This window comes from Corynebacterium sp. CCUG 69979 (assembly GCF_024454095.1).
In the GTDB taxonomy this organism is placed as follows: domain Bacteria; phylum Actinomycetota; class Actinomycetes; order Mycobacteriales; family Mycobacteriaceae; genus Corynebacterium; species Corynebacterium genitalium.
Window position 1 is genome coordinate 99,784 of the sequence record NZ_JAGPZA010000005.1, and the last position, 22,046, is coordinate 121,829.

A 22,046-nucleotide genomic window follows, 5' to 3' on the forward strand; every position below is an offset into this window, starting at 1 on the left:
TTAACCTTCCAGCGGCTTCACGCGCAGCGCGTGAGCCAAGTCGGGGGCAAGATCCACGTGGCCATTGTTACTGGTGATCACCGTGATGATTCCGTTGCTCTTTTTCTCCAGAGTGACCACTGACCCGCGATCGACACCATAGCGGCAGATCGAAGAGTACTGCTCCGAGTCGAGCTGCAGAATCTCATTGATCTGCACGACTTCAGCCGTGACCGGTTCACTGAGATCCAGTTCGGTGGCACGGGTTCCCAATGTCTCTCCGACAGCGTCGGAGTATCCCAATTCGTCCAACGCCGGGATCGGGTTTCCGAAGGGGGAGCGGGTTGGGTCGTCGAGCACGTGGATGAGTCGGCGCTCCACCTCTTCACTCATCACGTGCTCCCAACGGCAGGCTTCAGCATGGACTTGGCTGATATCCAAGTCGAGCACGTCAGTCAGCAGACGCTCCGCCAAGCGGTGCTTGCGCATGACCGAGGTCGCCAACTCACGGCCGCGCTTGGTCAGGCTGAGAGAACGGTCGTGCTCGACGACGATGAGGCCGTCGCGCTCCATACGGGCGACGGTTTGGGACACGGTCGGGCCGGACTGGTCGAGGCGTTCCGCAATGCGCGCACGCAGCGGAGTAATGCCTTCTTCCTCCAGCTCATACACCGTGCGCAGGTACATCTCGGTGGTGTCGACGAGGTCTCTCAAAACTGCATTCCTTACCTACTTGACCAACTCAGTCGGCCCGGCCTGCGTGGCCCGATACATGCCCAAAACTCGGGACCATGGTAGCGCACTCACGCGCCCATGGCCGGGACTCGAATTACTGGGCGTAATCGCGGAGGCGATCTGCGCGCTCGCCGACGCGCAGCTTGCTCATCACTTCGCGCTCAATCTGGCGCACACGCTCACGCGAAAGGCCGAACTTGCGGCCGATTTGGTCGAGCGTGCGCGGCACACCGTCATCCAGGCCGTAGCGCAAACGAATAACATCCTGCTCACGCTGCTCAAGACCGTTAATGATGTCGTGAATGTCGTCGTGGCGCAGCACAGAAACAACAGCATCTTCTGCGTCCGCGGCCTCAGCATCTTCAATGAAGTCGCCCAACGGTGCTTCCTCGTCAGCACCGACCGGCATGTCCAAGCTCACCGGGTCGCGGGACTGGCGCAACAGCATCTCGATCTTGGACTCATCAATGCCAGACTCTTCCGCCAACTCCTCGTTGGAAGGCTCGCGGCCAAGAGACTGGTACATCTCGCGACGGATGCGGGAGAGCTTGTTCACCTGCTCCACGAGGTGGACTGGGAGGCGGATGGTGCGCGACTGGTCAGCCATGCCGCGGGTGATCGCTTGGCGGATCCACCAGGTGGCGTAGGTGGAGAACTTGAAGCCCTTGGAGTAGTCGAACTTCTCCATCGCGCGAATCAGGCCCAGGTTGCCCTCCTGGATGAGATCCAGCAGCGGCATGCCGCGGCCGGTGTAGCGCTTGGCCAGGGAGACCACCAGACGCAGGTTCGCCTCCAGCAGGTGAGCGCGTGCTTTGCGGCCCTGCTTGGCCAAGATCTTCAGGTCGCGCGACTTCGCGCGGGTCAACTCGGTGTCAGGATCGTCGAGCAGGTGCTGCGCGTACAGACCGACCTCGATCTGCTGAGCCAGTTCAACCTCTTCCTCAGCGTTGAGGAGTGCGGTCTTGCCGATGCCGTTCAGATACACACGGACAAGGTCAGCAGACGGATTATCGTTCGTCTGGTTCCGGCGGCTTCCGCGGTCGACCTCTTCTTTTTCATCGACATGATCCACATCGGGTTGAGTCATGAGATGGTGCTCCTTCAAATCTCGCGAATCTAACCTACTAACGCCGGACAAAGCGACATTGTTCCCGCTGTGAAACGTCAGCGCGGACTGAAGAGTTTGTGCAGTTCAGAGGCGTTGCTTTACGGGAGCGGATGCACGGTTGCCGTGCATGGAACTCTAGCAGTTTCTGCCTAACATTCAACCAATAGCGTAAAGGGGCCGGAGTTGACCGAGCTGACCTCCATCATCGCTCCGAAGCGGCCTTCTTCGACGTGAATTCCACGCTCGCGCAGCGCCTGAGCGATCGCTGCGATGATTGGTTCTGCTTCATCCCCGGGGGCTGCATCGGACCACGATGGGCGGCGGCCTTTCTTGGTCCTGCCCATGAGGGTGAACTGGCTGACCAGAAGCACCGGCGCTCCGGCTTCTTCGACCGACACTTCGCCGTCGAGCAGGCGCAGTTCGGCAATCTTGCGTGCCATGGTTTCCCAAGCATCGTCGGCATCCTCCCGGCCGACACCGACGAGCGCTAGGACTCCGCCTGTGTCGGGACAGTCGATCGCGCCGACCACCTCTCCGTCAACCGTCACAGATGCTCGGGTTACTCGAGTCAATACTGCTTTCACGGCAGAACCACCTCCTGGGGGAGCACTAGGCCGTGGCGGATCAGGTCCACCACCACACTGGCGGCTTGCTGGGTCAGGGTCTCTTCGGCGGCATCTTCAAGCCCTTGCGACGCGGCGAAGATGGACACGATGTCGAGCAGCGGAAGCCCGTTTGGGTTGAGGCCGGAGACGATGGCCGCGACTGCGTCGTCGATCTCGTGGGTGAAACGTGGGCCGTCGGTACGCGTGAGTCGCTTCACCTGCGTTTCAAAGCCCATGCCTGTTTCGGAGTCAGCCACAGCGACATCTTCGAGCGCGACACCGGGCCGCACGGTGAAGCGGGAGTCCAGGATGTCATCGGTGGTTGCGGTGCGCAGCCAGTCCATGCGTATGAAGTACTCTTCGACCTCCGGGCCAAGAGGATCGGTGAACGGTTGGTCGAGCGTTTCAAATGTGGCTTCGGTCGGGGCATCTCCGATGTCGCGAAGGAAAATCCAGCCAAAGCCCACGGCACGCACTCCGGCCTGACGGAAGTGGTCCAGCCAACGGCGCGTGCGCTCCACGCCCTCCTTCGAGCGTGGATCGATCGACTCGTCCTTGAGCCACGTGGACACATACAGTGCCGGGTCAACGACATCCCGCTGGCATACCCAGGCAGAAACTCCATTGGGAGGCAGCCACGCTGCAACGCGGTGCTCCCACGGCTGGTCATCCGTGTGGACCCAGGCCCCGAGAATGTACGCGGTCCCGTCCGCGGCGAGATGCTCAGGAGCTTGCTTGACGACGAGCTCCGTCGCCCCGTCCAGATCCAACCCCGAATCACGGTAAACGTGGCCGACCTCCGGCGGACCAACCACGAACGGGGGATTGGCGACGATACGGTCGAAGCGTTGCCCTGCCACCGGGTCGAACCACAGTCCTTCCCGCAGCTCAACGTTTGTGATTCCGGCGCCAGCCATGGTGGCAGCGGCGAGGTCGAGCGCTCTTGGATGAACGTCGGTCGCGGTGACGTGTTGTGCCGTGCCCGCCTGCGCCAGCGCCTGCACGCCTGAACCGGTGCCCAGATCCAGGACAGTCCCTACCGGTGTCAGCGGTGTCGCGGAGAGCAGCGATAGGCTCGCCGCGCCCACACCGAGCACGTGGTCTGGCCCAGGGACGTGCTCTGTGACCGATGCGTCCATGTCGGAGAAAATGAATCGGTCTGCGCCAGCGATGATGTGCGGACGGACATCCAGGGCGACTTCGATGTCGCCGGAGGGGGTGCGGGTGGCCACAGAAGCGTCGATAAGCGAAAGCACGAGCCGCGCCGGGAGGAACCTAGCCAGCTCTTCGGCGCTCATGGGCTGGCGCAGGAGGAAGAAGCGAATGAGCCCGGAGAGGACAGAATCGTCGCATGCTTCAAGCACCGCGCCGGGCTCACCGCGGTGGAGGGCTTCCGTCGCATCCGGGCCCAGGTGGGCAGCGATGGTGTCGGCGGTGAAGCCAGTCCGCTCCAACTCGCGGGTCAACTCTCGTGCGATGTCAGCCGGATTCATCCTCTTCCTCCTGCTCGTTTACTCTTCGTGGTCGATTGTGCCCGGCCCCGCCGCGTCTGGGCGAGGCGCAGACTGCAGCTGGGCTTGCTGGTGGTAGGCCAGCGCGGCCTGCCGGGCGGCGGCCGGCTTGTACACGTTGGCGGTGCGTTTGTCCCGGACCTCATTGCTGTCGTTGGCAATGACAACGGAGATCCACGGCAACGGGATGGAGATGCAGAAGAAGATCAACGCCAGCCACCAGTTCTCCCACCACAGCACAGCGGCAATAGATAACAGCACGAACGGGATGCGCATGCCCTGCAAAATCAAGTACTTGATCTCGCGCTCTTTGCGGTTCTGGGCGGGGGAGCGCTGGGCGGAGGTGATCAGTTCAGCCCGCTTGCGGGAGAACTTCCTGCTCGGCCGTGAATCGCGCGCATCTTCGGCCTGGTCCACGGTCTCGTGGTCACCGAAACTGCTCGCTGTGCTCATGATCTTCTAGGGTAGAGCACATTGCATTCCGGTAGGCACCTTGAGGCATGATGGGGAGCGTGACGCACATGAGCCAGACCACCACGAAGACGATCGAACGCCCCGACGTCCGGGAAGACACGTCGCAGGACAACGACACCCCGAAGTTCTTCCACTACGTCAAGAAAGACCAGATCGTGCACTCCGCTGTCAGCGGTGACATGGTGGTTGCCCTGTGCGGCGAGACGTTCCCTGTGCGTAAGCAGGCGAAGCCCGGCTCACCCGTGTGCCCGGATTGCGAGAGGATTTACAAGGGGCTGCGTCGGCGGTGACGTCAGTTCCAGGCACAACGAAAGGGCCTTCGCTCCGCCAGTGGCAGCAGGAGGCCCTCGATCTTTTCCTCCAGCGCAAGCCGAAGGACTTCATGGCCGTGGCTACCCCCGGTGCAGGAAAGACCACCTTCGCGCTGACCCTAGCGTCGACGCTGCACGCAGATAAGACTGTCGAGCGCATCATTGTCGTCGTTCCCACGGAGCACCTGAAGATCCAGTGGGCTCAGGCGGCAGCGCGCTTCGGGCTGTCGCTGGATCACGCCTTCACCAACTCGTCTGCGGTCAATCCTGCCTATGACGGTGTGGTAGTCACCTACGCGCAAGTGGGCATGCACCCGTTCAAGCACCACGCTGTGGCATCAGCACGCAGAACCATGGTCATCCTTGACGAGATCCACCACGCCGGCGACGCGAAGAGCTGGGGTGACGGCGTCCGCGAGGCGTACAACGACGTCGAACACCGTCTCGCGCTGACCGGTACGCCGTTCCGCTCCGATGATTCCGCGATCCCCTTTGTCACCTACGACGATGACGGTGAGGGGCATCTGGTCTCCCGCGCGGATTACACCTACGGGTATGCCGAAGCGCTTCGCGACGGCGTTGTCCGCCCCGTGGTCTTCCTCGCGTATTCCGGTGAGGCCCAGTGGCGCGATTCAGCAGGGGAGGAGTACTCGGCGCGCTTGGGTGAGCCCCTCGACGCCGCGCAGACGACCCGCGCCTGGAAGACCGCATTGGATCCGAAGGGCGACTGGATCGCGGCTGTTCTGCAAGCAGCCCACACCCGCCTGACCAAGATCCGCGCCAACATGCCGGATGCCGGCGGACTGGTCATCGCTACCGACACCACGACCGCACGTGCCTACGCCAAGATCCTGCGCACGATCTCAAACACGCCTGTCACCGTGGTGCTTTCTGACGAGCCCGGTTCCTCCAAGCGCATCGAAGAATTCTCCGCCTCCCAGGACGAATGGATGGTGGCGGTGCGCATGGTCTCTGAGGGCGTGGACGTGCCGCGTCTCGCGGTCGGCGTGTACGCCACCTCTGCCTCCACGCCACTGTTCTTTGCCCAGGCAATCGGCCGCTTTGTCCGCTCACGCATGCCAGGAGAGTCAGCATCGATCTTCTTGCCGTCTGTTCCTGTGCTGCTGCGTCTGGCCGAGGAGATGGAGGTCTCCCGTGACCATGTGCTCGGCAAAGCCCACCGTGAATCCGGCTGGTCCGATGAACTGCTCGAGCAGGCGAACCGGAAGGAAACCGAGCCTGATGAAGCAGCGGCGTATCAGTCCATCGGTGCGTCTGCAGAGCTCGATTCGCTCATTTTCGACGGATCGACCTACGGAACGCCGACCCTCACCGGCTCCGATGAGGAACAGGACTTTCTGGGCCTGCCGGGGCTCCTCGACGCCGATCAGGTGAAGCTGCTGCTGAGCAAGCGCCAGTCTGACCAGCTCGACGCGCGGGAAGCCGAGGCGAAGGCCGAAAAGGCTAAAGCCGAACAGGAAAAGGTGCGGAAGGAGAAGATGGGTGTGTCGATAAGCGATGCTCCCTCCGCAGGTGCCGGCACTGGCGTGGCTTCCGAAGACATCCCGGCACTGCGCCAGGAGCTCAACGCCCGCGTGGCAATTGTTGCGTCGCGCACGGGCCGGCCCCACGGGGCAATCCATACGGAGGTCCGCAATGCCTGCGGCGGCCCGCCGACGGCGCTGTGCTCTGCGGAGCAACTTCGGGCGCGTATCGACTATCTGCGTGACTGGTAAACGCTGCTAGGCTAGCGGGCATTATGGTGCATCCCAATCCTTACGGCCCGCAGTACCCCCGCAGCCCCAGGGACCCGATGAACGAACCATACGGCGGTTACAGCCACGAGCAACGGGGACAGCTAGACGGCTACGGTCAACCATTTGAAGCTGGTCCTGTCGACCAGTGGGGGCGCTACAACCCGCACGGGCCGAACGCGTACGCGACCGGGTTCGTGCCCCACGCCTACGCGCCGGTACCTGCAGAGAAGAACCAAACAGCCGTCGCCGCTTTGGTGGTCGGCCTTTGTTCGTTCGCGATGGTGTTCATCGCTGGGCCGTTCGCCCTGCTGCTCGGCATTTGCGGCATCATTTGCGGCATTATGGGGATCACCAACAGCCGTCGCTTCCCCGGCTCCAACGGTATGGGAATGGCTATCACCGGCCTGATAGCGAGCATCATCAGCACCCTCATGGCCATTGCTTTTCTCGCATTCATGGCACTTGCCATTTATGAGCTGGAGCAGGAGGTGGACTCTGGCACTGGCAGTAATAAAGGGCCGGAAAGCAGCAGCGAGAGTGTGCTCGAGCGCACAGCGGACCGCGACCGGGCGTATAAAGAAAACACCTAGCCAGACACTCCCGGTTGAGCCGGGCTGTCTGGCTAGGTGGTGACGAGGGGTCTCGCTGCTTTAGTCCAAGTAGTCGCGCAGCACCTGCGAACGCGACGGGTGGCGCAGCTTCGACATCGTCTTCGATTCGATTTGCCGAATGCGCTCGCGCGTGACGCCGTAGACTTGTCCGATCTCGTCGAGGGTGCGCGGCATGCCGTCGGTCAATCCGAAGCGCAGGCGCACAACGCCCGCCTCACGCTCGGACAGCGTGTGCAGCACGTCCTGGAGCTGGTCCTGCAGAAGCGTGAAGGACACAGCGTCGACGGCCACTACAGCCTCAGAGTCTTCGATGAAGTCACCGAGTTGGCTGTCGCCCTCATCGCCGATGGTCTGGTCCAGGGAGATCGGCTCGCGCGCGTACTGCTGGATCTCAAGGACCTTCTCCTCAGTGATGTCCATTTCCTTCGCCAGCTCCTGCGGAGTCGGCTCGCGACCGAGGTCCTGCAGCAGCTCGCGCTGGATGCGGCCGAGCTTGTTAATCACCTCGACCATGTGCACCGGGATACGGATGGTGCGGGCCTGGTCTGCCATCGCACGGGTAATCGCCTGACGGATCCACCATGTGGCGTAAGTGGAGAACTTGTACCCCTTGGAGTAGTCGAACTTCTCCACTGCACGAATCAGGCCCAAGTTGCCTTCCTGGATCAAGTCCAAGAAAGCCATGCCACGGCCGGTGTAGCGCTTTGCCAGGGACACCACGAGACGCAGGTTCGCCTCAAGCAAGTGGTTCTTCGCCTTGCGGCCGTCGCGGGCGACGGCGCGCAGATCACGCTTCACAGCCGGGGTGAGCTTCGCGTCCTTGTCACCTTCGTCGGCGGCGCGCTGCATCTCATCCAGGCGGTGCTGGGCGTAGAGACCGGCCTCGATGCGCTTGGCCAGAGAGACTTCCTGCTCAGCGTCAAGCAGCGCGACCTTACCGATCTGCTTGAGGTAAGCACGCACCGAGTCCGCAGAGGCGGTGAGCTGGGCGTCTTTGCGTGCTTGGCGCAGAGCAGCAGACTCTTCGATGTCCCACACTGACGGGGGAGCGGCATCATCTTCGTCATCATCGTCGCTTGCAGGAGCCGAGGCCGCGGCCTCACCCTCTTCACCGAGTTCCGGCACGAACTCGTCAGAGTCCTCCTCGCCATCCTCCTCATCGGTGGCAGTGGCAGCATCGACGACAGCTTCGCTGTCGAGCTCCTCGTCTTCTTCGAGCTCCGGATCGAAGTCGTCGCCGTCCATGTCCTCGTCGGCCAGATCCTCATCCAGGTCGCCGTCGAGCATGTCGTCGTCGCCGAGACCGTCCACGTCGTCGACATCGTCTACGTCATCGGTGTCGTCGGCGTCAGCGGACTCGTCCTCGTTCTCAGCTGCGTCGGCCGCAGAGGCTGCCTGTGCGGACTTGCGCACGGTCTTCTTCGCGGCCGTCTTCTTCACCGTCTTCTTGGCGGCTTTCTTCGTGGTCTTCTTCGCAGCCTTCTTGGTGGTCTTCTTAGCCGCAGTCTTCTTGGCGGCCTTCTTAGCCGTCTTCTTCACGGCCTTTTTCCGCGCAGGCTGAGACGCCTGACCCGCGTCTTCCTCGACAGCGGCATCAGGGCTGTTATTGGTGGATGGGGTGCTAGCTGCCACGTACGACCTTTCGTGCACTCATCGCTTGACTACGTTGGTGTCCCACCACGATACGCAAACCTGCATAATCAAGTCGGTAGCGGGGTGAGCCGGTTGATTTCCGATGACGTTAACCGCGGAAAGCGGAAGGCTATTCCTCCCACCATGACGTAGACCGCTCCTACGCGGCCTTTGCGGTAACCCTACAGCATAGGCACGGCTCCCCGGTTCCCGCCACCCCCTCCGGCGAATTATTTTCGCGAATGCGGGGGTTTTAGGGCGCGACGTGCTTCCACACAGCCATCGCGGCACCGACGATTCCCGCGCGATTGCGCAGTTTGGCCGGGATAACGGGCGTGTCCACGGTAAGCAGCGGCACCCACTTATCTGCCTTGCGCGAGATGCCGCCACCGACGACGAAGGCGATGGGATTGAACAGCCGCGCGTACTCTGTCAGGACTTTGTCGACGCGCTTCGCCCACTGTGAGTAACTCAGTTCTTCGCGGTCGCGGACAGCCGAAGACGCCTGGTGCTCGGCCTCCTTCTTGCCCACAAACATGTGGCCAAGTTCCGTATTGGGGAACAGATCGCCGTCCATGAGCAGCGCCGAGCCGATTCCGGTGCCGAAGGTCAAGAACATCACAGCCCCGGTGCGACAGATCTCGTCACCGAACGCGACTTCGGCCAGGCCGGCTGCGTCAGCGTCATTCAGCACCGCGATGTCGCGGCCAGGCACATGCTCGCTGAACAGCTCATGAACGTCGGTACCGATCCACGCGTCATCGATGTTCGCGGCGGTCATTGCTACCTGCTCCTTGACCACGGAGGGTAGGCAGATGCCCACGGGTCCGTCCCATTCGAGCTGGCGGACAATCTCAGTAACGGTTTCTGCCACAGCCTCTGGGGTCGCGGGTTGGGGAGTGGCGATCTTGATGCGGTCGGTGGCGAACTCGCCGGTGTCCATGTCGACGATCGCGCCTTTAACGCCAGAGCCTCCGATGTCGATGCCGCAGCAGTAGTTGCCCGAGGTGTGATCCATACCCGCCGATTCTACGCACTTCCGCACCCCGCGCGGACGCTGGCTACTTTGAGGCACGATGGCAAGCATGAGTACCGCAGATTTGCTTGTCGACGAGCTTCTCGACGTCGCCCTTTCCACCTGCTTGCTGGCCGCAGGTCACGTCCGCGATAGGCGGGCCGAACTGATCGGGGAAAGCGCATTGACTGCGGCGGAGACAAAATCCTCGGCAGTGGACCCGGTCACTGTCGTAGATAAAGAGTCGGAGCAGTTGATCATGTCCACTCTTCTCGAGCGTCGACCAGACGACGGCATTCTGGGGGAAGAAGGCGCCGACGTTCCGTCTCGTTCCGGAGTGCGGTGGATCGTCGACCCGATTGATGGCACGGTGAACTTTCTCTATGGGGTCCCGCAGTATGCGGTGTCGATCGCAGCCGCGCGCGGGGAGGAACTGCTTGCTGGAGCGGTAGTCAATGTTGCTACTGGCCGCGCCTATCAGGCAGGTAGAGGTCGCGGGGCCTTCACGCGTGGGGGAGGGGAAGAGGAATGGCGGCGGTTAGGTGTGTCGTCGATAAGCGATGTGCCTCTCGCGCTTGTGGCCACCGGTTTCTCCTACACGCCACAGTGGCGCGCCCAGCAAGCGGACATTCTGCGCGCGGTATTGCCGCGTGTGCGCGACATCCGCCGCGCCGGCAGTGCTGCTTTAGACTTGTGCATGCTTGCAGACGGCGTAGTGGATGCCTACTACGAGCACGCCACCCACCCGTGGGACTACGCCGCCGGAGCCGTGATTGCCACCGAGGCTGGCGCACAGGTTGAGCATCCTGGCCTGGGTGCCAGCGGCCATGACGGGGCGGTGACAATGGCATCCGCTCCGGGGATTTGGAATAACTTCCGCGCCCTCCTTGCGGAAGCGGGGGCAGATCAGCCCCTGAAACCATTCTCTGACCAGGTCTGATTTAGAAAGGGGAAGTCGAGGTGCGACACGCCGAAACGTCTGTGCGCGGGGCAAACATGACATAAAGAAATTCTTGTTTTAATATCACGCTGACAGTAAGCATTTTGAAAGCATTCTCAGGCTCAGAAGGAGACCTCGTGGCCACCGATTACGACGCCCCTCGCCGCCGCCTCGATGATGAGATCGAGACGGATTCCCTTGAAGGTCTCAAGGCTGAAGAGGTCGCCGGCAGCAGCATGGACGACGATGGGGAAGTTGTTGACGCATTCGATCCGCCGACCGTCGACCTGTCCGGCGAAGAACTCAATGTCTCTGTCGTGCCGAAACAGGAGAACGAGTTCACCTGCGCATCCTGCTTCTTAGTGCAGAAGCACAACCGCCTGGGCCACGTTGAGCCAGACGGTTCGAAGATTTGCCTCGACTGCGAGTAACCGACGTCCCGCGTTGGCCTACTGGCCAGTGCGGTGGAGGGGCTCGGCGGCCGTATCAGCCTGCTCCGGAACGTAGGCCCGAAGCAGTTCCTCTGGATTCTTAGAGGACACGAGCCAGTAAGGGGTGGGGTCCTCCGGGTCGTCGAGAACGAACAAGGCCATTTCTTTCACCCATGCGCGGTGGACGAGATACGCCGCGGGATCGAGCTGCCGGCCAAGCGCGTTCTGCTTCGCCGAACGGGGGACAGCCAGAGAGCGCGACACCACTGACGACGGCAAGTTCGCGTCACCCACGACGAGCCAGCGCGTTCCGTCACCGTCGCGCTCCACGCGCACCACAGTCGACGACAAGTGAATAAGGAACCATGCGATCAGGGCGCCGATGACAATGAACGTCGCGACGAACCACCACATCCCGCGGTTGACACCCATTTGAGCACCCAACAGCGCCGCGAATGCAGTCCCCGCGATCCACCACCACAACGGCACCCACTGGCGTTCGGAGTACAGCACTTCTGGCGCCGCGGAAGGGGTAGTAGGCGGTGTTGGCGGGGTGTTCGCGCTTTCAGTCACACCGTCCATGGTAGGCAAGTGCCCCATGATTCCTTAAATGGTTTGGCGAATGGCGGAGATACGTGCCCCGTCAACCTCACGTAGTGTGGGGACGTGACCAAAGAGACGAACTCGATCGGACCGATCCCCCTCAAGCGGCTCGATCCGGACCTACCCATTCCGCAACGCGCCCACCGCGGCGATGCCGGTGTGGACCTGTATTCCGCTCACGACCTCACGGTCGGCCCCGGTGAGCGTGTGTTGGTGAGTACCGGCGTCGCTATCGCGTTGCCGCTTGGCACTGTGGGCCTGATCCACCCGCGTTCGGGCCTGGCGGCCAAGCACGGCCTGACCATCGTGAACACTCCCGGCACGATCGATGCGGATTACCGGGGGGAACTCAAGGTGTGCCTGCTCAACACGGACAAAGACACTCCCTTTGAGGTCACCCGCGGGATGCGCATCGCCCAACTGGTGGTGCAACGAGTGGAACTGCCGGACTTCATCGAAGTTGACGACCTCGATGAGACTGTCCGCGGTTCGGGCGGATACGGCTCCACCGGCGTGAATTAGCAGCAACTTAGCACTTAAGGAACGAGCGAAAGAGACAATCATGGCACTGTGGCCCTTCGGCAAGAAAAAGAACAGCGACTCCGCTGAATATGGCAATTACCGCAGGCGGGAATGGGAAGACCCGTTTGTTTCTCGTCCCGCGGAGGCCCCCGCCACCCCCACGCGGCCCCGTGCATCTAGCGGGGACTTTCACGACGTGCAATACATGAACCCGGTGAAAGACAAGGGCAGCACAATCGTCCAGACCACGCCTGATCCCGAGCAGGTCAAAGAGGCCGAAGAGGCTGCCGTTGTCCAGCGTGAGCACGACGCCGTGAACGGGAAGACCGGCCCCTTTGACGGTGACAACGTTGACATCAACGACTTCGACTTCAGCGACTTCTCCGCAGGGTTGCTCAACCTCGGCTCGATCCAGTTAGCGCTTCCGAAGAACTCCCAGGTCCAGGTGGAGATGGGTGAGCAGGGCCCGCGCATGCTCCACGTCATCACCGAATTCGGCCGTGTCACCCCGGTGGCGTTCGCCGCACCGAACTCCGGCGGCATGTGGGAAGAGTCCTCCGATGAGATCGCAGAGGGCATGCGCGCTGAAGGCATGCCGGTCGAATATGAAGAGGGCCCATGGGGCCGCGAAGTGGTCGGCACTGGCGACAACGGCATCATCCGCATCATCGGTGTGCAAGGCCCGCGCTGGCTGTACCGCGTCACCCTCGCAGCGCCGCACGGTAAGGAAGACCGGTTGGCGGATCTCGGCCGCGAAATCATCGCTCGCTCCTTCATCTACCGCGGCAACACGCCCGTGCTGGCAGGCAACTCCCTGCCGGTCGAGTTGCCCGCACAGCTCGCTCTGCAAATCCAGCAAGCTATGCAGCAGCAACAGCTGCGGCAGCAGAACCAGCAGAACCAACAGAACCAACAGGGTCAGGGAGAGCAGACCGGCCAGCCTGACCAGCCCGAACAGCAGTAATATGGAGCTTACTTCTGGCGATCACGTCAGGCTTGAACCCACCGCGATGGCGCACGGGGGCGAGGCAATTGCGCACGCCCCGGACGGTCGCGTGGTGTTCGTGGCAGGAGCACTTCCCGGTGATGTGGTGGAAGCCGAGCTGACCACTGTGAAGAAGCGGTGGGCTCGTGCCGCGCTCACCCAGGTAGTGGAACCGTCGCCGGACCGGACTGAGGTCGCCTGCCCGGCAGCGGCAGCTGGCGCAGGGTGCTGCAACTACTCCCACATCGATCCCGCCGCGCAAACGCGGTTCAAGCGCGAGATCTTGGTCGGGCAGTTGGAAAAGCATGCCCGGCCCAGTGGTGTGCTCGAGGGCTTTGACGCAGCGATCGACCTCGAGGAAGAATCGCTCGAACCGACCCTTGGGTGGCGCACCCGTGTCCGTCTTGGCGTCGATGAACAGGGGCGTGCTGGAATGCGCCGCGCACGCAGCCGCGAGATCGTTGCGGGGCAGCCGTGCTCCCAGGTGGTCCCGGAGGCCCTCGATGGAATCGTCGGCGGTGATGCCAGATTCACCCCCGGTGCTGAGCTCGTGGTGGTCGTTGACGGGGCAGGGCAGCGTCACGTCGTCGAAACGCGGCGGGCGCAACGCGGTAAACGTGTGGAGCACATTGATACGCGCATCGAGGGTGGCGATGCCGCGACCGAGATCGTTCCGGTCGCCGGGGAGGAATTCCACTTCAGCTTTCCCCCGACAGCGTTTTGGCAGGCACATCTCGCTGCTCCTGCGGCCTATTCGGCCTACATCCTTGATTGGGCTGCGGACGACTACGGTGAGCGCGCAGGGTGGGATTTGTATGGCGGGGTGGGGTTGTTTGTGCCGTCGATAAGCGCTGCCATGGAGGGGGACAAGGCACCGGGCATCGCCAGCGTCGACTACTCTCCCGCCGCGACGCGCACGCCGCAGCCCGCACTGAGCGCGTTCAACGTGGACATGCGCAACCAGAAAGTGGAAGCGGCGCTGGATGAGCTGCCGGACCCAGGGCTCGTGGTGCTCGATCCTCCGCGCACAGGGGCCGGGGAAAACGTCGTCGCCGGCATCGCTGCGCGCCGCCCGCAACGCGTCATCCACATCGGGTGCGATCCGGCGACATTCACGCGCGATCTGGCCACATGGGGCGCGGCAGGATACGTCGTCGAACGCATGGCGCTTATCGACGCTTTTCCCGCCACCCACCACTTCGAAGTCCTCACCAGCCTCGTTCCGGCCTGAAAAGCCGATGCCGGGTTAGAGCGGGGAAAGTGTAGAATTGTCCTTCAACCATTCGAGACGCTTTCACCAACCGTCCGACAACCTCGACCAAGGAGCTACGACGAGCAGTGAGCAGGCTTGAGCACCTCACATCCCCGGCCGAACTGAAGGGCATGTCGGCGGACGAGCTCGAACGTCTCGCGCGGGAAATCCGCGAGTTTCTCATCCAGAAGGTCTCCGCTACTGGCGGCCACCTCGGACCGAACTTGGGGGTCGTCGAGCTGACGGTCGCCCTGCACGCCGTCTTTGACTCGCCGAGCGACCCTATCATCTTCGACACGTCCCACCAGTCCTACGTGCACAAGATCCTCACGGGGCGTTCCGGGCAGTTCGACACACTGCGCAAAAAGGATGGATTGTCCGGGTACACCAGTCGCAGCGAGTCCGATCATGACTGGACCGAGTCCTCCCACGCTTCCGCGGCGTTGTCCTACGCGGACGGGCTGTCAAAGGCGAAGGTGCTTCAGGGCCACGCCGACAGCAATGTTGTCGCAGTGGTGGGTGATGGTGCTCTGACCGGCGGAATGTGCTGGGAAGCGCTGAATAACATCGCTGAAGGGGAGCGCAACGTCACCATCGTGGTGAACGACAACGGCCGGTCCTACTCACCGACCATCGGCGGGTTCGCCCGCAACCTGGACAATCTCCGTTCCCAGATCGCCTCCATCCGGATTCAGCCTGGTTACGACGAAGTGATGGAGCAGGGAAAGCGCACCCTGAAGTCCATGGGCTGGGTCGGCGAGCGCGCATTCGGCGCTATGAAGATGGTGAAGGATGGCATCAAGCACCAGGTGGTGCCGACGCAGATGTTCCAAGATTTGGGTTTGAAATACGTCGGCCCGATCGAAGGACACGACATTCCGTCGCTCTTGAGTGCTTTTACCTATGCGCACCAATACGACGGACCGCTGATTATTCACGTTGCAACTGAGAAGGGCCACGGTTTCGCCCCGGCGGTCAACGATATTGCCGACCAGATGCACTCCACGGGCGTCATTGACCCCGTCACTGGCGAGGCGCTGGGTGAAGCGCGTCCGGGGTGGACGTCGGTCTTCTCCGAGGAGCTGCTCCGCGCCGGGCACGAGCGTGAAGACATCGTGGCACTCACCGCAGCGATGGCGGGCCCAACGGGGTTGACACCGTTCGCGGAGAAGTTCCCCTCGCGGTTCTTCGATGTGGGCATCGCTGAGCAACACGCTGTGACGTCGGCAGCGGGCATGGCTCTCGGCGGGTTGCACCCGGTGGTGGCGGTCTACTCGACGTTCCTCAACCGCGCTTTTGACCAGTTGCTCATGGACGTAGCCCTGATCAATCAGCCGGTGACGTTCGTGCTCGACCGAGCAGGCGTGACCGGCAGCGACGGCGCGAGCCACAACGGTGTCTGGGACATGGCCTTGACCTCCATTGTTCCGGGTATTCGTGTCGCCGCCCCGCGCGATGCTGACCGTTTGCGCGAAGAGTTCCAAGAAGCCATCGCTTTGGAGACCGGCCCGACCGTCGTCCGCTTCCCGAAGGGCGACGTGGGGGACCCGGTCACGGAACTTCGCCGCACGGACGGTGGGAGCGACATTCTCGTCGAGCCCGCTGGAGACGCCGACGAGGACATCCCCGAGGTGCTTCTCGTCGCAATCGGTGAGTTCAGCAAGAACGCAGTTCAGGTTGCACGCGAGCTGAATGACGACGGTGCCCGCATCACCGTCGTTGACCCCCGGTGGATCATTCCCATCAACCCTGAGCTGATCGACATGGCAGCCGAAGCGGACCTGGTGGTCGTGTACGAAGACGGTGTTGTGCGCGGAGGCATCGGCTCGGCACTGTCTGAGGCGCTGTCCGCTGCCGAAGTGGACACCCCGCTGCGACGCCTGGCCTTCCCGGATATCTTCCCGCCGCATGCGTCGCGCTCCGAGTTGCTTGCCGACGTTGGACTCGACGCCGATTCCGCCCGCGAATCCATCCGCGAGTGGATTGAAGGGCTGGCCTAAACTTCTTCGCTTGGCCTGTTCGCGGTGAACAGATCCGCTGTGTTTGCGACCTGCCATGGACGTGCCCCCTGCTCGGCCAGAAGGCCGGCGACAGCGTGTGTGTCCCATGAGACCGTGCCCTGGGAAAGTGCCCAGGCGGTTTCCCGGAGAACTGCCGGGGTTAGCAGCACTTCGGCAGGCAGGTCCATGTCATCAGCGGCCTCTGCGATGGCGGAACGCATCGTTTGCAGGTAGTCCCACGACTCCGGGTGGTGGCGCTGCCAGGCAGACTTCCCGGGTGTGCCCTCATTGTTGCGCGGTTTGTCCGGCCACGTGGCGGGATCAGATTGATATACCCCGCGCAGGACCCGGAACCACTTGTGGCTCGCGCCTGTGCGGCGGGCAGGGAAGCCCTTCATGGCCGCGAGATCGGCGGGGGAGCGCGGCTGTTCTTTCGCTATCGCGATGATCAGTTTGGACGGCAGGATGTGGGAGGGGGAGATGTCGCGTCGTAAAGCATCGGCGTTGCGCTGCTCCCAGACTGCGCGAGCGATGGCACGGGAGAGGGCAGAGGGAAGGTTGTTCACGCCTTTGAGCCCTTCCCATGTCAGCGTGGGGGCAGTCCACTCCGCGAACGTGTCCACGATGTGCGCGAATTCTTGCTCCGCATAGTCCAGCTTGCCCAGCCCACCCAGCAACTCCGCCTGAGCCTCTGCCAGATCGGGCAGGTAAATCACGTCGAGGGCGGCGTAGTCCAGCCACTCCCGCGGAAGGGTCGGAAGCGACCAGTCTTCGCGGCCGTGGCCCTTCTCCAGCTCGACTCCGCAGAACTCGGCGACCATGGCGGCGAGGTTCGGTTTCTCGAAGCCGGCAATGCGGCCAGCGAGAGCAGTGTCGAAGAGTGTTCCGGGATGCAGACCGAGCTCAGCGAGACTCGGCAGGTCCTCAGGGGCGGCGTGAATGATCCAGTCTTCGCCGTTCACAGCAGGCGCGAGGGCGGACGTCAGTTCTTCGCGTAGGCCCTCTGGTTGGAAGAGGAACGTTCCTGCGCCGCGGCGGTGAATCTGGATGAGAAAGGCGCGGTCGTCGTAGCGGTACGCAGACGCTCGCTCCGTATCCACGGCGAAAGGTCCGTGCCCTGCGGCGAGTTGTTTCGCAGCGCGCGCGAACCCGTCGGGGGTGTCAACGAGTTCGTAGTGCATCCCCCACAGCTTAGACGGTCACCTTCGGTCGAGCCCCGCCACGCCCTCCGGCGGGAGACCGGCGACATGGGCGAGCACCTTAGAGAAAGCCTCAACATGGTGGGAGAGATCGGTGGTGTCAGCCGTCCACGAGGCGCGCATCTCGATCTGGTAGGCGCGCGGAGGGCCCCCGATGTCGCCGAAGCGCACCGATGACGTGGACGTCACCGTGCCGCCTAGATCCGTATACCCGGCGTGCGTCTCAGCCAGGGATTCGCCGAGCCACTGCCATGCGACGTCGGGAAGCAGCGGATCGGACGCAACGGCATCGTCCATATCCGCCTGGATGTAGGCGACAAGGCGCATGGAGCCTTCCCATTGCTCCTCCCCGGACGGCGAGTACAGCAGGATGAGACGGCCGAAGGCATCACCTTGGGCGTCGGTCGGGATCGGACCGTCATCGTCGTTGCCCTGAACTTCCAGGCCCACTGCGTGGCTGAACGGGGCCGGGCGCTGCGGGGGACGGATGGTGCCCAGGCTGATCTCGGGGCGCAGCTGGGCGCGGTGCATCGATTCGACAGCTTCCGTGAATTCCGCTGGGATCTGGGTGGTTTCGGCGCTCTCGGATGATGTTGCGGCGGAGAGCTTAGGGTGGTCCGAATGTGTCACGGGTTCCAAGCTATCCAGCCTGTCGCTGATTCCGTGGAGGCGCGCCGCTGCGAGGGGGTAGGGTGAAAGATAATACTTTGGTTTGATTGTTTCAGGAGGTCTTCGCTATGGCGGAACTAGATATTGAAAAGCTCAACAACACCCAGCGATACGCTCAGTGGGCGACCTTCCGGGTGATTCCGGGCGCACTCGGCGCGGACCGCGGCGAGATCATCGCGGAAGCGCAGCGTTTCTTCTCTGGCCTTGAGGACGAAGGCAAAGTTGTCGTCCGCGGGATCTACGACATTTCCGGCATCCGGGCTGAGGCTGATGTGATGATCTGGTGGCACGCCGAGAACTTCGATGAGATCCAGGAGGCCTACAACGCCTTCCGCCGCACCACGGTGCTGGGCCAGGCCCTCGAGGTGTTCTGGATCGGTGTCGGTCTGCACCGCCCGGCGGAGTTCAACCGCGGCCACCTGCCGGCATTCATCATGGGCGAGGAGCCGCAGGACTGGATCACTGTCTACCCGTTCACCCGCTCCTACGACTGGTACATCATGGATCCGGCTAAACGCCGCGATCTGCTCATCAAGCACGGCCAAGCCGCCGCGGACTACAAAGATGTGCGCGCCAACACGATGTCGGCGTTCTCGCTCGGCGACTATGAGTGGATGCTGGCGTTTGAGGCGCCCTCGCTGGAACGCATCTCCGACTTGATGCACAAGATGCGCTACACCGAAGCGCGCCTGCACGTGCGTGAAGAGCTGCCGTTCTTCTCCGGCCGCCGCGTCAACGACGTCGCGGAGATCATTGAAGCGCTGCCTTAACGCTTGTCCGCGGCGCCTTCCTCCAGCGTCAGCGAAATCGAGTTGATGCAGTACCGCAGATCGGTGGGGGTGGGGTAGCCCTCACCGGCGAAGACATGGCCCAGGTGCGAGTTGCAGGTGGCGCAGAGCACCTCTGTGCGCACCATGCCATGCGAGCGGTCTTCGCGCTCAATCACTGCGTCGCCGGCCAGTGGGGTGAAGAAAGACGGCCAGCCGCAGTGGGAGGAGAACTTCTCGGTGGAGCGGAACAGCTCCGCTCCACAGGCGCGGCAACGGTACACACCCTCATTGGTGGTGTCGGTGTACTCACCGACCCCGGGAGGTTCAGTTCCGGCCTCGCGCAGAACGTAGTACTCCTCAGGGCTGAGCTTCTCGCGCCACTGCTCCTCGGTCCAGTCGCGGTAGTTCGTCGGCTTGTCCATGGTCATGTTTCGGCTCCCTCCGAATCAGTGCTTCTGACACTACCCAGGCCGCGACGGCGACGATGAAGATCATCCATCCTGCGGTGGGCAAGAACGTGTTCGCCCAACGGCCTGCCAAGTAGGTGCCATCGGTCACCCACGTCAGCGGTGAGAGGCACAGGAATATTCCCACCCATGCCGCGGGAGTGTGGAAGACGCTGTGGCGGCCCAGAACAGTGAATACAGCGGGGAAGACCATCATGGAGTAGTACGCCTGGCCCAGCGATGACAGCAGGCACACCCCCGTAATCAGTACGGTGGCGGAAGTGGCCGCCCACATGAACTCGTCGGAGTAGCGGTAGCGGGCAAGTCCCAGCACGGCCACCGCGACGGCGGCGGCGATGATCCCGAACAGCAGCCCGTGCAGCCACCCCGGCATGTCGAAGTACACGGCGGCACCGGCCAGCGAAGAGTTCGCGTAATCGCGCGTGATGCCCAGATACGGCACGACGATGTCGACGTAATCGCGTGCTCCTGGCGTCAGCGGCCACGCCACAAGGTTGAATAGAACCGGCACCGCCACGGCGGACGCGGCTGCTCGCCATTCGAGACGCATCAGCGGCAGCACAATCAAGGGGGCGAACATCGGCTTGACCAGGATGCACAGGCCTAGGACGATGCCGGCTGCCCACGAGCTTCCCCTGCTCCCGTGCAGTAGCAGCGCCAGGAAGGCAGTCAAACCGAACAAGAGAACGCCGTTGATGTTGGTGAACATCAGGGTGTTGGTGACGGCTTCCGTCGCAAAGCATGCGGCAATGGCGCCAGGGAACACAGGGTGGGCCAGACCGCGGCCAACTAGACGGGTCAACCATGCCAGTGCGCCAATGATGCACGCGGCGTTGAACAGGATGAACAGTGGCCGCACAACAGACATGTCCGGGAACACACCCAGCGGCGACAACAGCAACGTTGCGCCAGGGTTGTACAGATAGTGCGGGTCCACGTGGTGGTAGGTCTCGCTGTAGACCGGCACGCGCTCAACGAAGCGGCGTGCAGCGGACCAGACCGTGGTGAAATCATCCGTCGCGGTGCCCGGCAGCGCCAGCACGACAATGCGATGAATGACCAGAAGGATTGCCAGCGGCCACAGTGCCCCGTTTGTCACCTGTTGCCAGCGCAGCGCACGCTCAGGGGGCTGGGCGGTCCACAGCTGGGTCAACTGGCTCAGGCGGGTAGTCACCCCCTCAACCTACACGCGGCGATAGCGCGCGAAGAGGAACGACCCGTCCGTTTGCACCTGCTCCAACTCGAGATTCACGGTGAAATCGCCCTGCAAACCGGCGGGTTCGCCGTTGGTGCGGGGGTCGATGGTGAGATGGAGGACGTCGATAAGCGAATGCGCGAACATGTCCGCATACAGCGAGGGGCCGCCTTCACAAATGATTCGCCCGTACCCCAGCTCCCGCAGCTTATCGACGATCTCACCCGCACCCCCTTGCCCCGTAGACACCAAAGAGCAACCCGCGTTTGTAAGCGCCTGGCGGCGCTCGGCGAGCGCGGCGTCTGTCAGCGACGCCTCTGGCGTGAGAATGAGCGGGGGAGCCCCGCCGAACAGTTTCGCGGAGGTGTCGAAGTCGAGTGAGCGCGACACCACCGCTATCGGAGTGTCCGCCGGGCCGTAATCCTCCGCTTTGATCGTGCCGGAGCCGACCAGGATGACATCCGCCCACTCACGCAGGGCGGCCAGGACCTGTGAGTCCGTGTCGTTGCCCAGCTCCCCGGAGGTGCCACCAGCCGTGAACGAGCCGAAAACCGTGGTGACCGCGACAGCGCGGATTTCTTCGCGGGCGCTTGTCGGGCCGATGATCGTGTCGAGCATGAGGCCGATCGTAGTGGGGTGGGCGCTGGGGGCAGCTGATCGTCTATGCCGATGTCTTGGCGCGCTTTTGTTGTTACATCCATAAATAATGGCTTATTTTCGTGCCGTTTGAAACCGGTCCGTGAACGCCCAGGTCAGATGTTTCGAAAGTGACTCCAGTTAGTTGACGTGTGGACGGCACGAAAACGCGCCCGTTTTCCCGCGCGCAAGCCTTTCCCGCGGTGCCTCCAGACACGAAGAAACCCCGGCGACTATTGCCGCCGGGGTAGTGGAGCGGATGACGAGACTCGAACTCGCGACCCTCACCTTGGCAAGGTGATGCGCTACCAACTGCGCTACATCCGCAAAGGGGTCAGACCCTTCGTGCGCGATACTGGGATTGAACCAGTGACCTCTTCCGTGTCAGGGAAGCGCTCTCCCGCTGAGCTAAACGCGCGCAATATTCAAATGAATATGGAGGTGGAAACGGGAATCGAACCCGTGTACAAGGTTTTGCAGACCTTTGCCTCACCACTCGGCCATTCCACCGTGGGCGATTTCCGCCTCTTTCACAGTACCAATTGCTGCCAATTGGGACTTGGAGCGGATGACGAGACTCGAACTCGCGACCCTCACCTTGGCAAGGTGATGCGCTACCAACTGCGCTACATCCGCAAA

General features: G+C 62.6%; 23 protein-coding genes and 4 tRNA genes. 10 read left to right on the plus strand and 17 right to left on the minus strand.

Features of this window, described 5'->3' with window-relative positions:
• The 5 genes from KBX18_RS04880 to KBX18_RS04900 all read right to left on the minus strand — a co-directional run bounded on the left by KBX18_RS04880 (position 1) and on the right by KBX18_RS04900 (position 4,391).
• Positions 1–693: a metal-dependent transcriptional regulator gene (locus KBX18_RS04880; RefSeq protein WP_255995049.1), complete on the minus strand. Its 693-nt coding sequence runs from the start codon at positions 691–693 to the stop codon at positions 1–3.
• Positions 694–808: 115 nt separating this feature from the next.
• A complete protein-coding gene (locus tag KBX18_RS04885; protein ID WP_005289850.1) occupies positions 809–1,801 on the minus strand; it encodes a sigma-70 family RNA polymerase sigma factor in 993 nt (330 codons plus the stop codon).
• A gap of 170 nt (positions 1,802–1,971) precedes the next feature.
• A complete protein-coding gene (gene dtd, locus KBX18_RS04890; protein ID WP_255995050.1) occupies positions 1,972–2,406 on the minus strand; it encodes a D-aminoacyl-tRNA deacylase in 435 nt (144 codons plus the stop codon).
• Positions 2,403–3,920 carry a class I SAM-dependent methyltransferase gene (locus tag KBX18_RS04895; protein ID WP_255995051.1) on the minus strand — a complete coding sequence of 506 codons (1,518 nt, stop codon included), beginning with the start codon at positions 3,918–3,920 and terminating at the stop codon, positions 2,403–2,405. The genes dtd and KBX18_RS04895 overlap by 4 nt, the downstream gene beginning before the upstream one ends.
• 18 nt (positions 3,921–3,938) lie before the next feature.
• The gene (locus KBX18_RS04900; RefSeq protein ID WP_255995052.1) at positions 3,939–4,391 is read right to left on the minus strand and encodes a DUF3099 domain-containing protein; all 453 of its coding nucleotides are present in this window, start codon (positions 4,389–4,391) and stop codon (positions 3,939–3,941) included.
• Positions 4,392–4,441: 50 nt separating this feature from the next.
• Here KBX18_RS04900 and KBX18_RS04905 point away from each other — a divergent pair, with 50 nt between their 5' ends.
• From KBX18_RS04905 to KBX18_RS04915, 3 genes are all read left to right on the plus strand, one after another.
• A complete protein-coding gene (locus tag KBX18_RS04905; RefSeq protein WP_370687024.1) occupies positions 4,442–4,702 on the plus strand; it encodes a DUF3039 domain-containing protein in 261 nt (86 codons plus the stop codon).
• Complete coding sequence (locus KBX18_RS04910) at positions 4,699–6,459, plus strand: DEAD/DEAH box helicase (protein WP_255995053.1); 1,761 nt, start codon at positions 4,699–4,701, stop codon at positions 6,457–6,459. Before KBX18_RS04905 ends, KBX18_RS04910 begins: the two co-directional genes overlap by 4 nt.
• A 77-nt stretch (positions 6,460–6,536) precedes the next feature.
• Positions 6,537–7,070, plus strand: coding sequence for a DUF4190 domain-containing protein (locus tag KBX18_RS04915; protein ID WP_005289860.1), 534 nt, complete (start codon positions 6,537–6,539; stop codon positions 7,068–7,070).
• Between the two features lie 60 nt (positions 7,071–7,130).
• On the opposite strand, the gene KBX18_RS04920 is transcribed toward KBX18_RS04915, so the two are convergent.
• On the minus strand, positions 7,131–8,723 hold the full coding sequence (locus tag KBX18_RS04920; protein ID WP_255995054.1) for an RNA polymerase sigma factor: 1,593 nt from the start codon (positions 8,721–8,723) through the stop codon (positions 7,131–7,133).
• 253 nt (positions 8,724–8,976) lie between these two features.
• Positions 8,977–9,741 (minus strand): polyphosphate--glucose phosphotransferase, encoded by a 765-nt coding sequence (gene ppgK / locus KBX18_RS04925; protein ID WP_255995055.1) that lies wholly within the window; start codon positions 9,739–9,741, stop codon positions 8,977–8,979.
• Between the two features lie 67 nt (positions 9,742–9,808).
• On the opposite strand from ppgK, the gene KBX18_RS04930 reads away from it, so the two are divergent.
• Both KBX18_RS04930 and KBX18_RS04935 read left to right on the plus strand, forming a co-directional pair.
• Positions 9,809–10,678, plus strand: coding sequence for an inositol monophosphatase family protein (locus KBX18_RS04930; RefSeq protein WP_255995056.1), 870 nt, complete (start codon positions 9,809–9,811; stop codon positions 10,676–10,678).
• A 137-nt stretch (positions 10,679–10,815) separates the two neighbouring features.
• Entirely contained in the window at positions 10,816–11,109 is a 294-nt protein-coding gene (locus tag KBX18_RS04935; protein ID WP_005289868.1) for a DUF4193 domain-containing protein, read from the plus strand.
• An 18-nt stretch (positions 11,110–11,127) separates the two neighbouring features.
• Here KBX18_RS04935 and KBX18_RS04940 read toward each other — a convergent pair whose 3' ends face one another.
• Entirely contained in the window at positions 11,128–11,691 is a 564-nt protein-coding gene (locus KBX18_RS04940) for a DUF3093 domain-containing protein (RefSeq protein WP_255995070.1), read from the minus strand.
• An 84-nt stretch (positions 11,692–11,775) separates the two neighbouring features.
• Between KBX18_RS04940 and dut the strand changes: the two genes are divergently transcribed.
• From dut to dxs, 4 genes are all read left to right on the plus strand, one after another.
• Positions 11,776–12,234: a dUTP diphosphatase gene (dut, locus tag KBX18_RS04945; protein WP_255995057.1), complete on the plus strand. Its 459-nt coding sequence runs from the start codon at positions 11,776–11,778 to the stop codon at positions 12,232–12,234.
• A 40-nt stretch (positions 12,235–12,274) separates the two neighbouring features.
• The gene (locus KBX18_RS04950; RefSeq protein ID WP_005289874.1) at positions 12,275–13,198 is read left to right on the plus strand and encodes a DUF3710 domain-containing protein; all 924 of its coding nucleotides are present in this window, start codon (positions 12,275–12,277) and stop codon (positions 13,196–13,198) included.
• Between the two features lies 1 nt (position 13,199).
• Entirely contained in the window at positions 13,200–14,450 is a 1,251-nt protein-coding gene (locus KBX18_RS04955; RefSeq protein ID WP_255995058.1) for a class I SAM-dependent RNA methyltransferase, read from the plus strand.
• Positions 14,451–14,557: 107 nt separating this feature from the next.
• Complete coding sequence (gene dxs, locus KBX18_RS04960) at positions 14,558–16,471, plus strand: 1-deoxy-D-xylulose-5-phosphate synthase (RefSeq protein ID WP_255995059.1); 1,914 nt, start codon at positions 14,558–14,560, stop codon at positions 16,469–16,471.
• Here the strand turns inward: dxs and KBX18_RS04965 are convergent.
• Both KBX18_RS04965 and KBX18_RS04970 read right to left on the minus strand, forming a co-directional pair.
• Positions 16,468–17,652 (minus strand): HRDC domain-containing protein, encoded by a 1,185-nt coding sequence (locus KBX18_RS04965; protein WP_255995060.1) that lies wholly within the window; start codon positions 17,650–17,652, stop codon positions 16,468–16,470. The genes dxs and KBX18_RS04965 overlap by 4 nt on opposite strands.
• A gap of 18 nt (positions 17,653–17,670) precedes the next feature.
• Positions 17,671–18,300 (minus strand): DUF3000 domain-containing protein, encoded by a 630-nt coding sequence (locus KBX18_RS04970; protein WP_255995061.1) that lies wholly within the window; start codon positions 18,298–18,300, stop codon positions 17,671–17,673.
• 107 nt (positions 18,301–18,407) lie between these two features.
• Between KBX18_RS04970 and hemQ the strand changes: the two genes are divergently transcribed.
• Entirely contained in the window at positions 18,408–19,109 is a 702-nt protein-coding gene (hemQ, locus tag KBX18_RS04975) for a hydrogen peroxide-dependent heme synthase (RefSeq protein ID WP_255995062.1), read from the plus strand.
• Here hemQ and msrB read toward each other — a convergent pair.
• The 7 genes from msrB to KBX18_RS05010 all read right to left on the minus strand — a co-directional run bounded on the left by msrB (position 19,106) and on the right by KBX18_RS05010 (position 22,043).
• Positions 19,106–19,531 (minus strand): peptide-methionine (R)-S-oxide reductase MsrB, encoded by a 426-nt coding sequence (gene msrB, locus KBX18_RS04980; RefSeq protein WP_255995071.1) that lies wholly within the window; start codon positions 19,529–19,531, stop codon positions 19,106–19,108. The genes hemQ and msrB overlap by 4 nt on opposite strands.
• Positions 19,467–20,750, minus strand: a complete 1,284-nt coding sequence (locus tag KBX18_RS04985) for a glycosyltransferase family 87 protein (protein WP_255995063.1) — start codon at positions 20,748–20,750, stop codon at positions 19,467–19,469. The genes msrB and KBX18_RS04985 overlap by 65 nt, the downstream gene beginning before the upstream one ends.
• Positions 20,751–20,759: 9 nt before the next feature.
• Complete coding sequence (locus tag KBX18_RS04990) at positions 20,760–21,389, minus strand: dihydrofolate reductase family protein (RefSeq protein ID WP_255995064.1); 630 nt, start codon at positions 21,387–21,389, stop codon at positions 20,760–20,762.
• Positions 21,390–21,658: 269 nt separating this feature from the next.
• Positions 21,659–21,734, minus strand: a tRNA-Gly gene (locus KBX18_RS04995).
• Positions 21,735–21,753: 19 nt separating this feature from the next.
• A tRNA-Val gene (locus tag KBX18_RS05000) sits at positions 21,754–21,825 on the minus strand.
• Positions 21,826–21,843: 18 nt separating this feature from the next.
• Positions 21,844–21,917 (minus strand) — tRNA-Cys (locus KBX18_RS05005).
• A gap of 50 nt (positions 21,918–21,967) precedes the next feature.
• Positions 21,968–22,043, minus strand: a tRNA-Gly gene (locus tag KBX18_RS05010).
• Between the last annotated feature and the right edge of the window lie 3 nt (positions 22,044–22,046).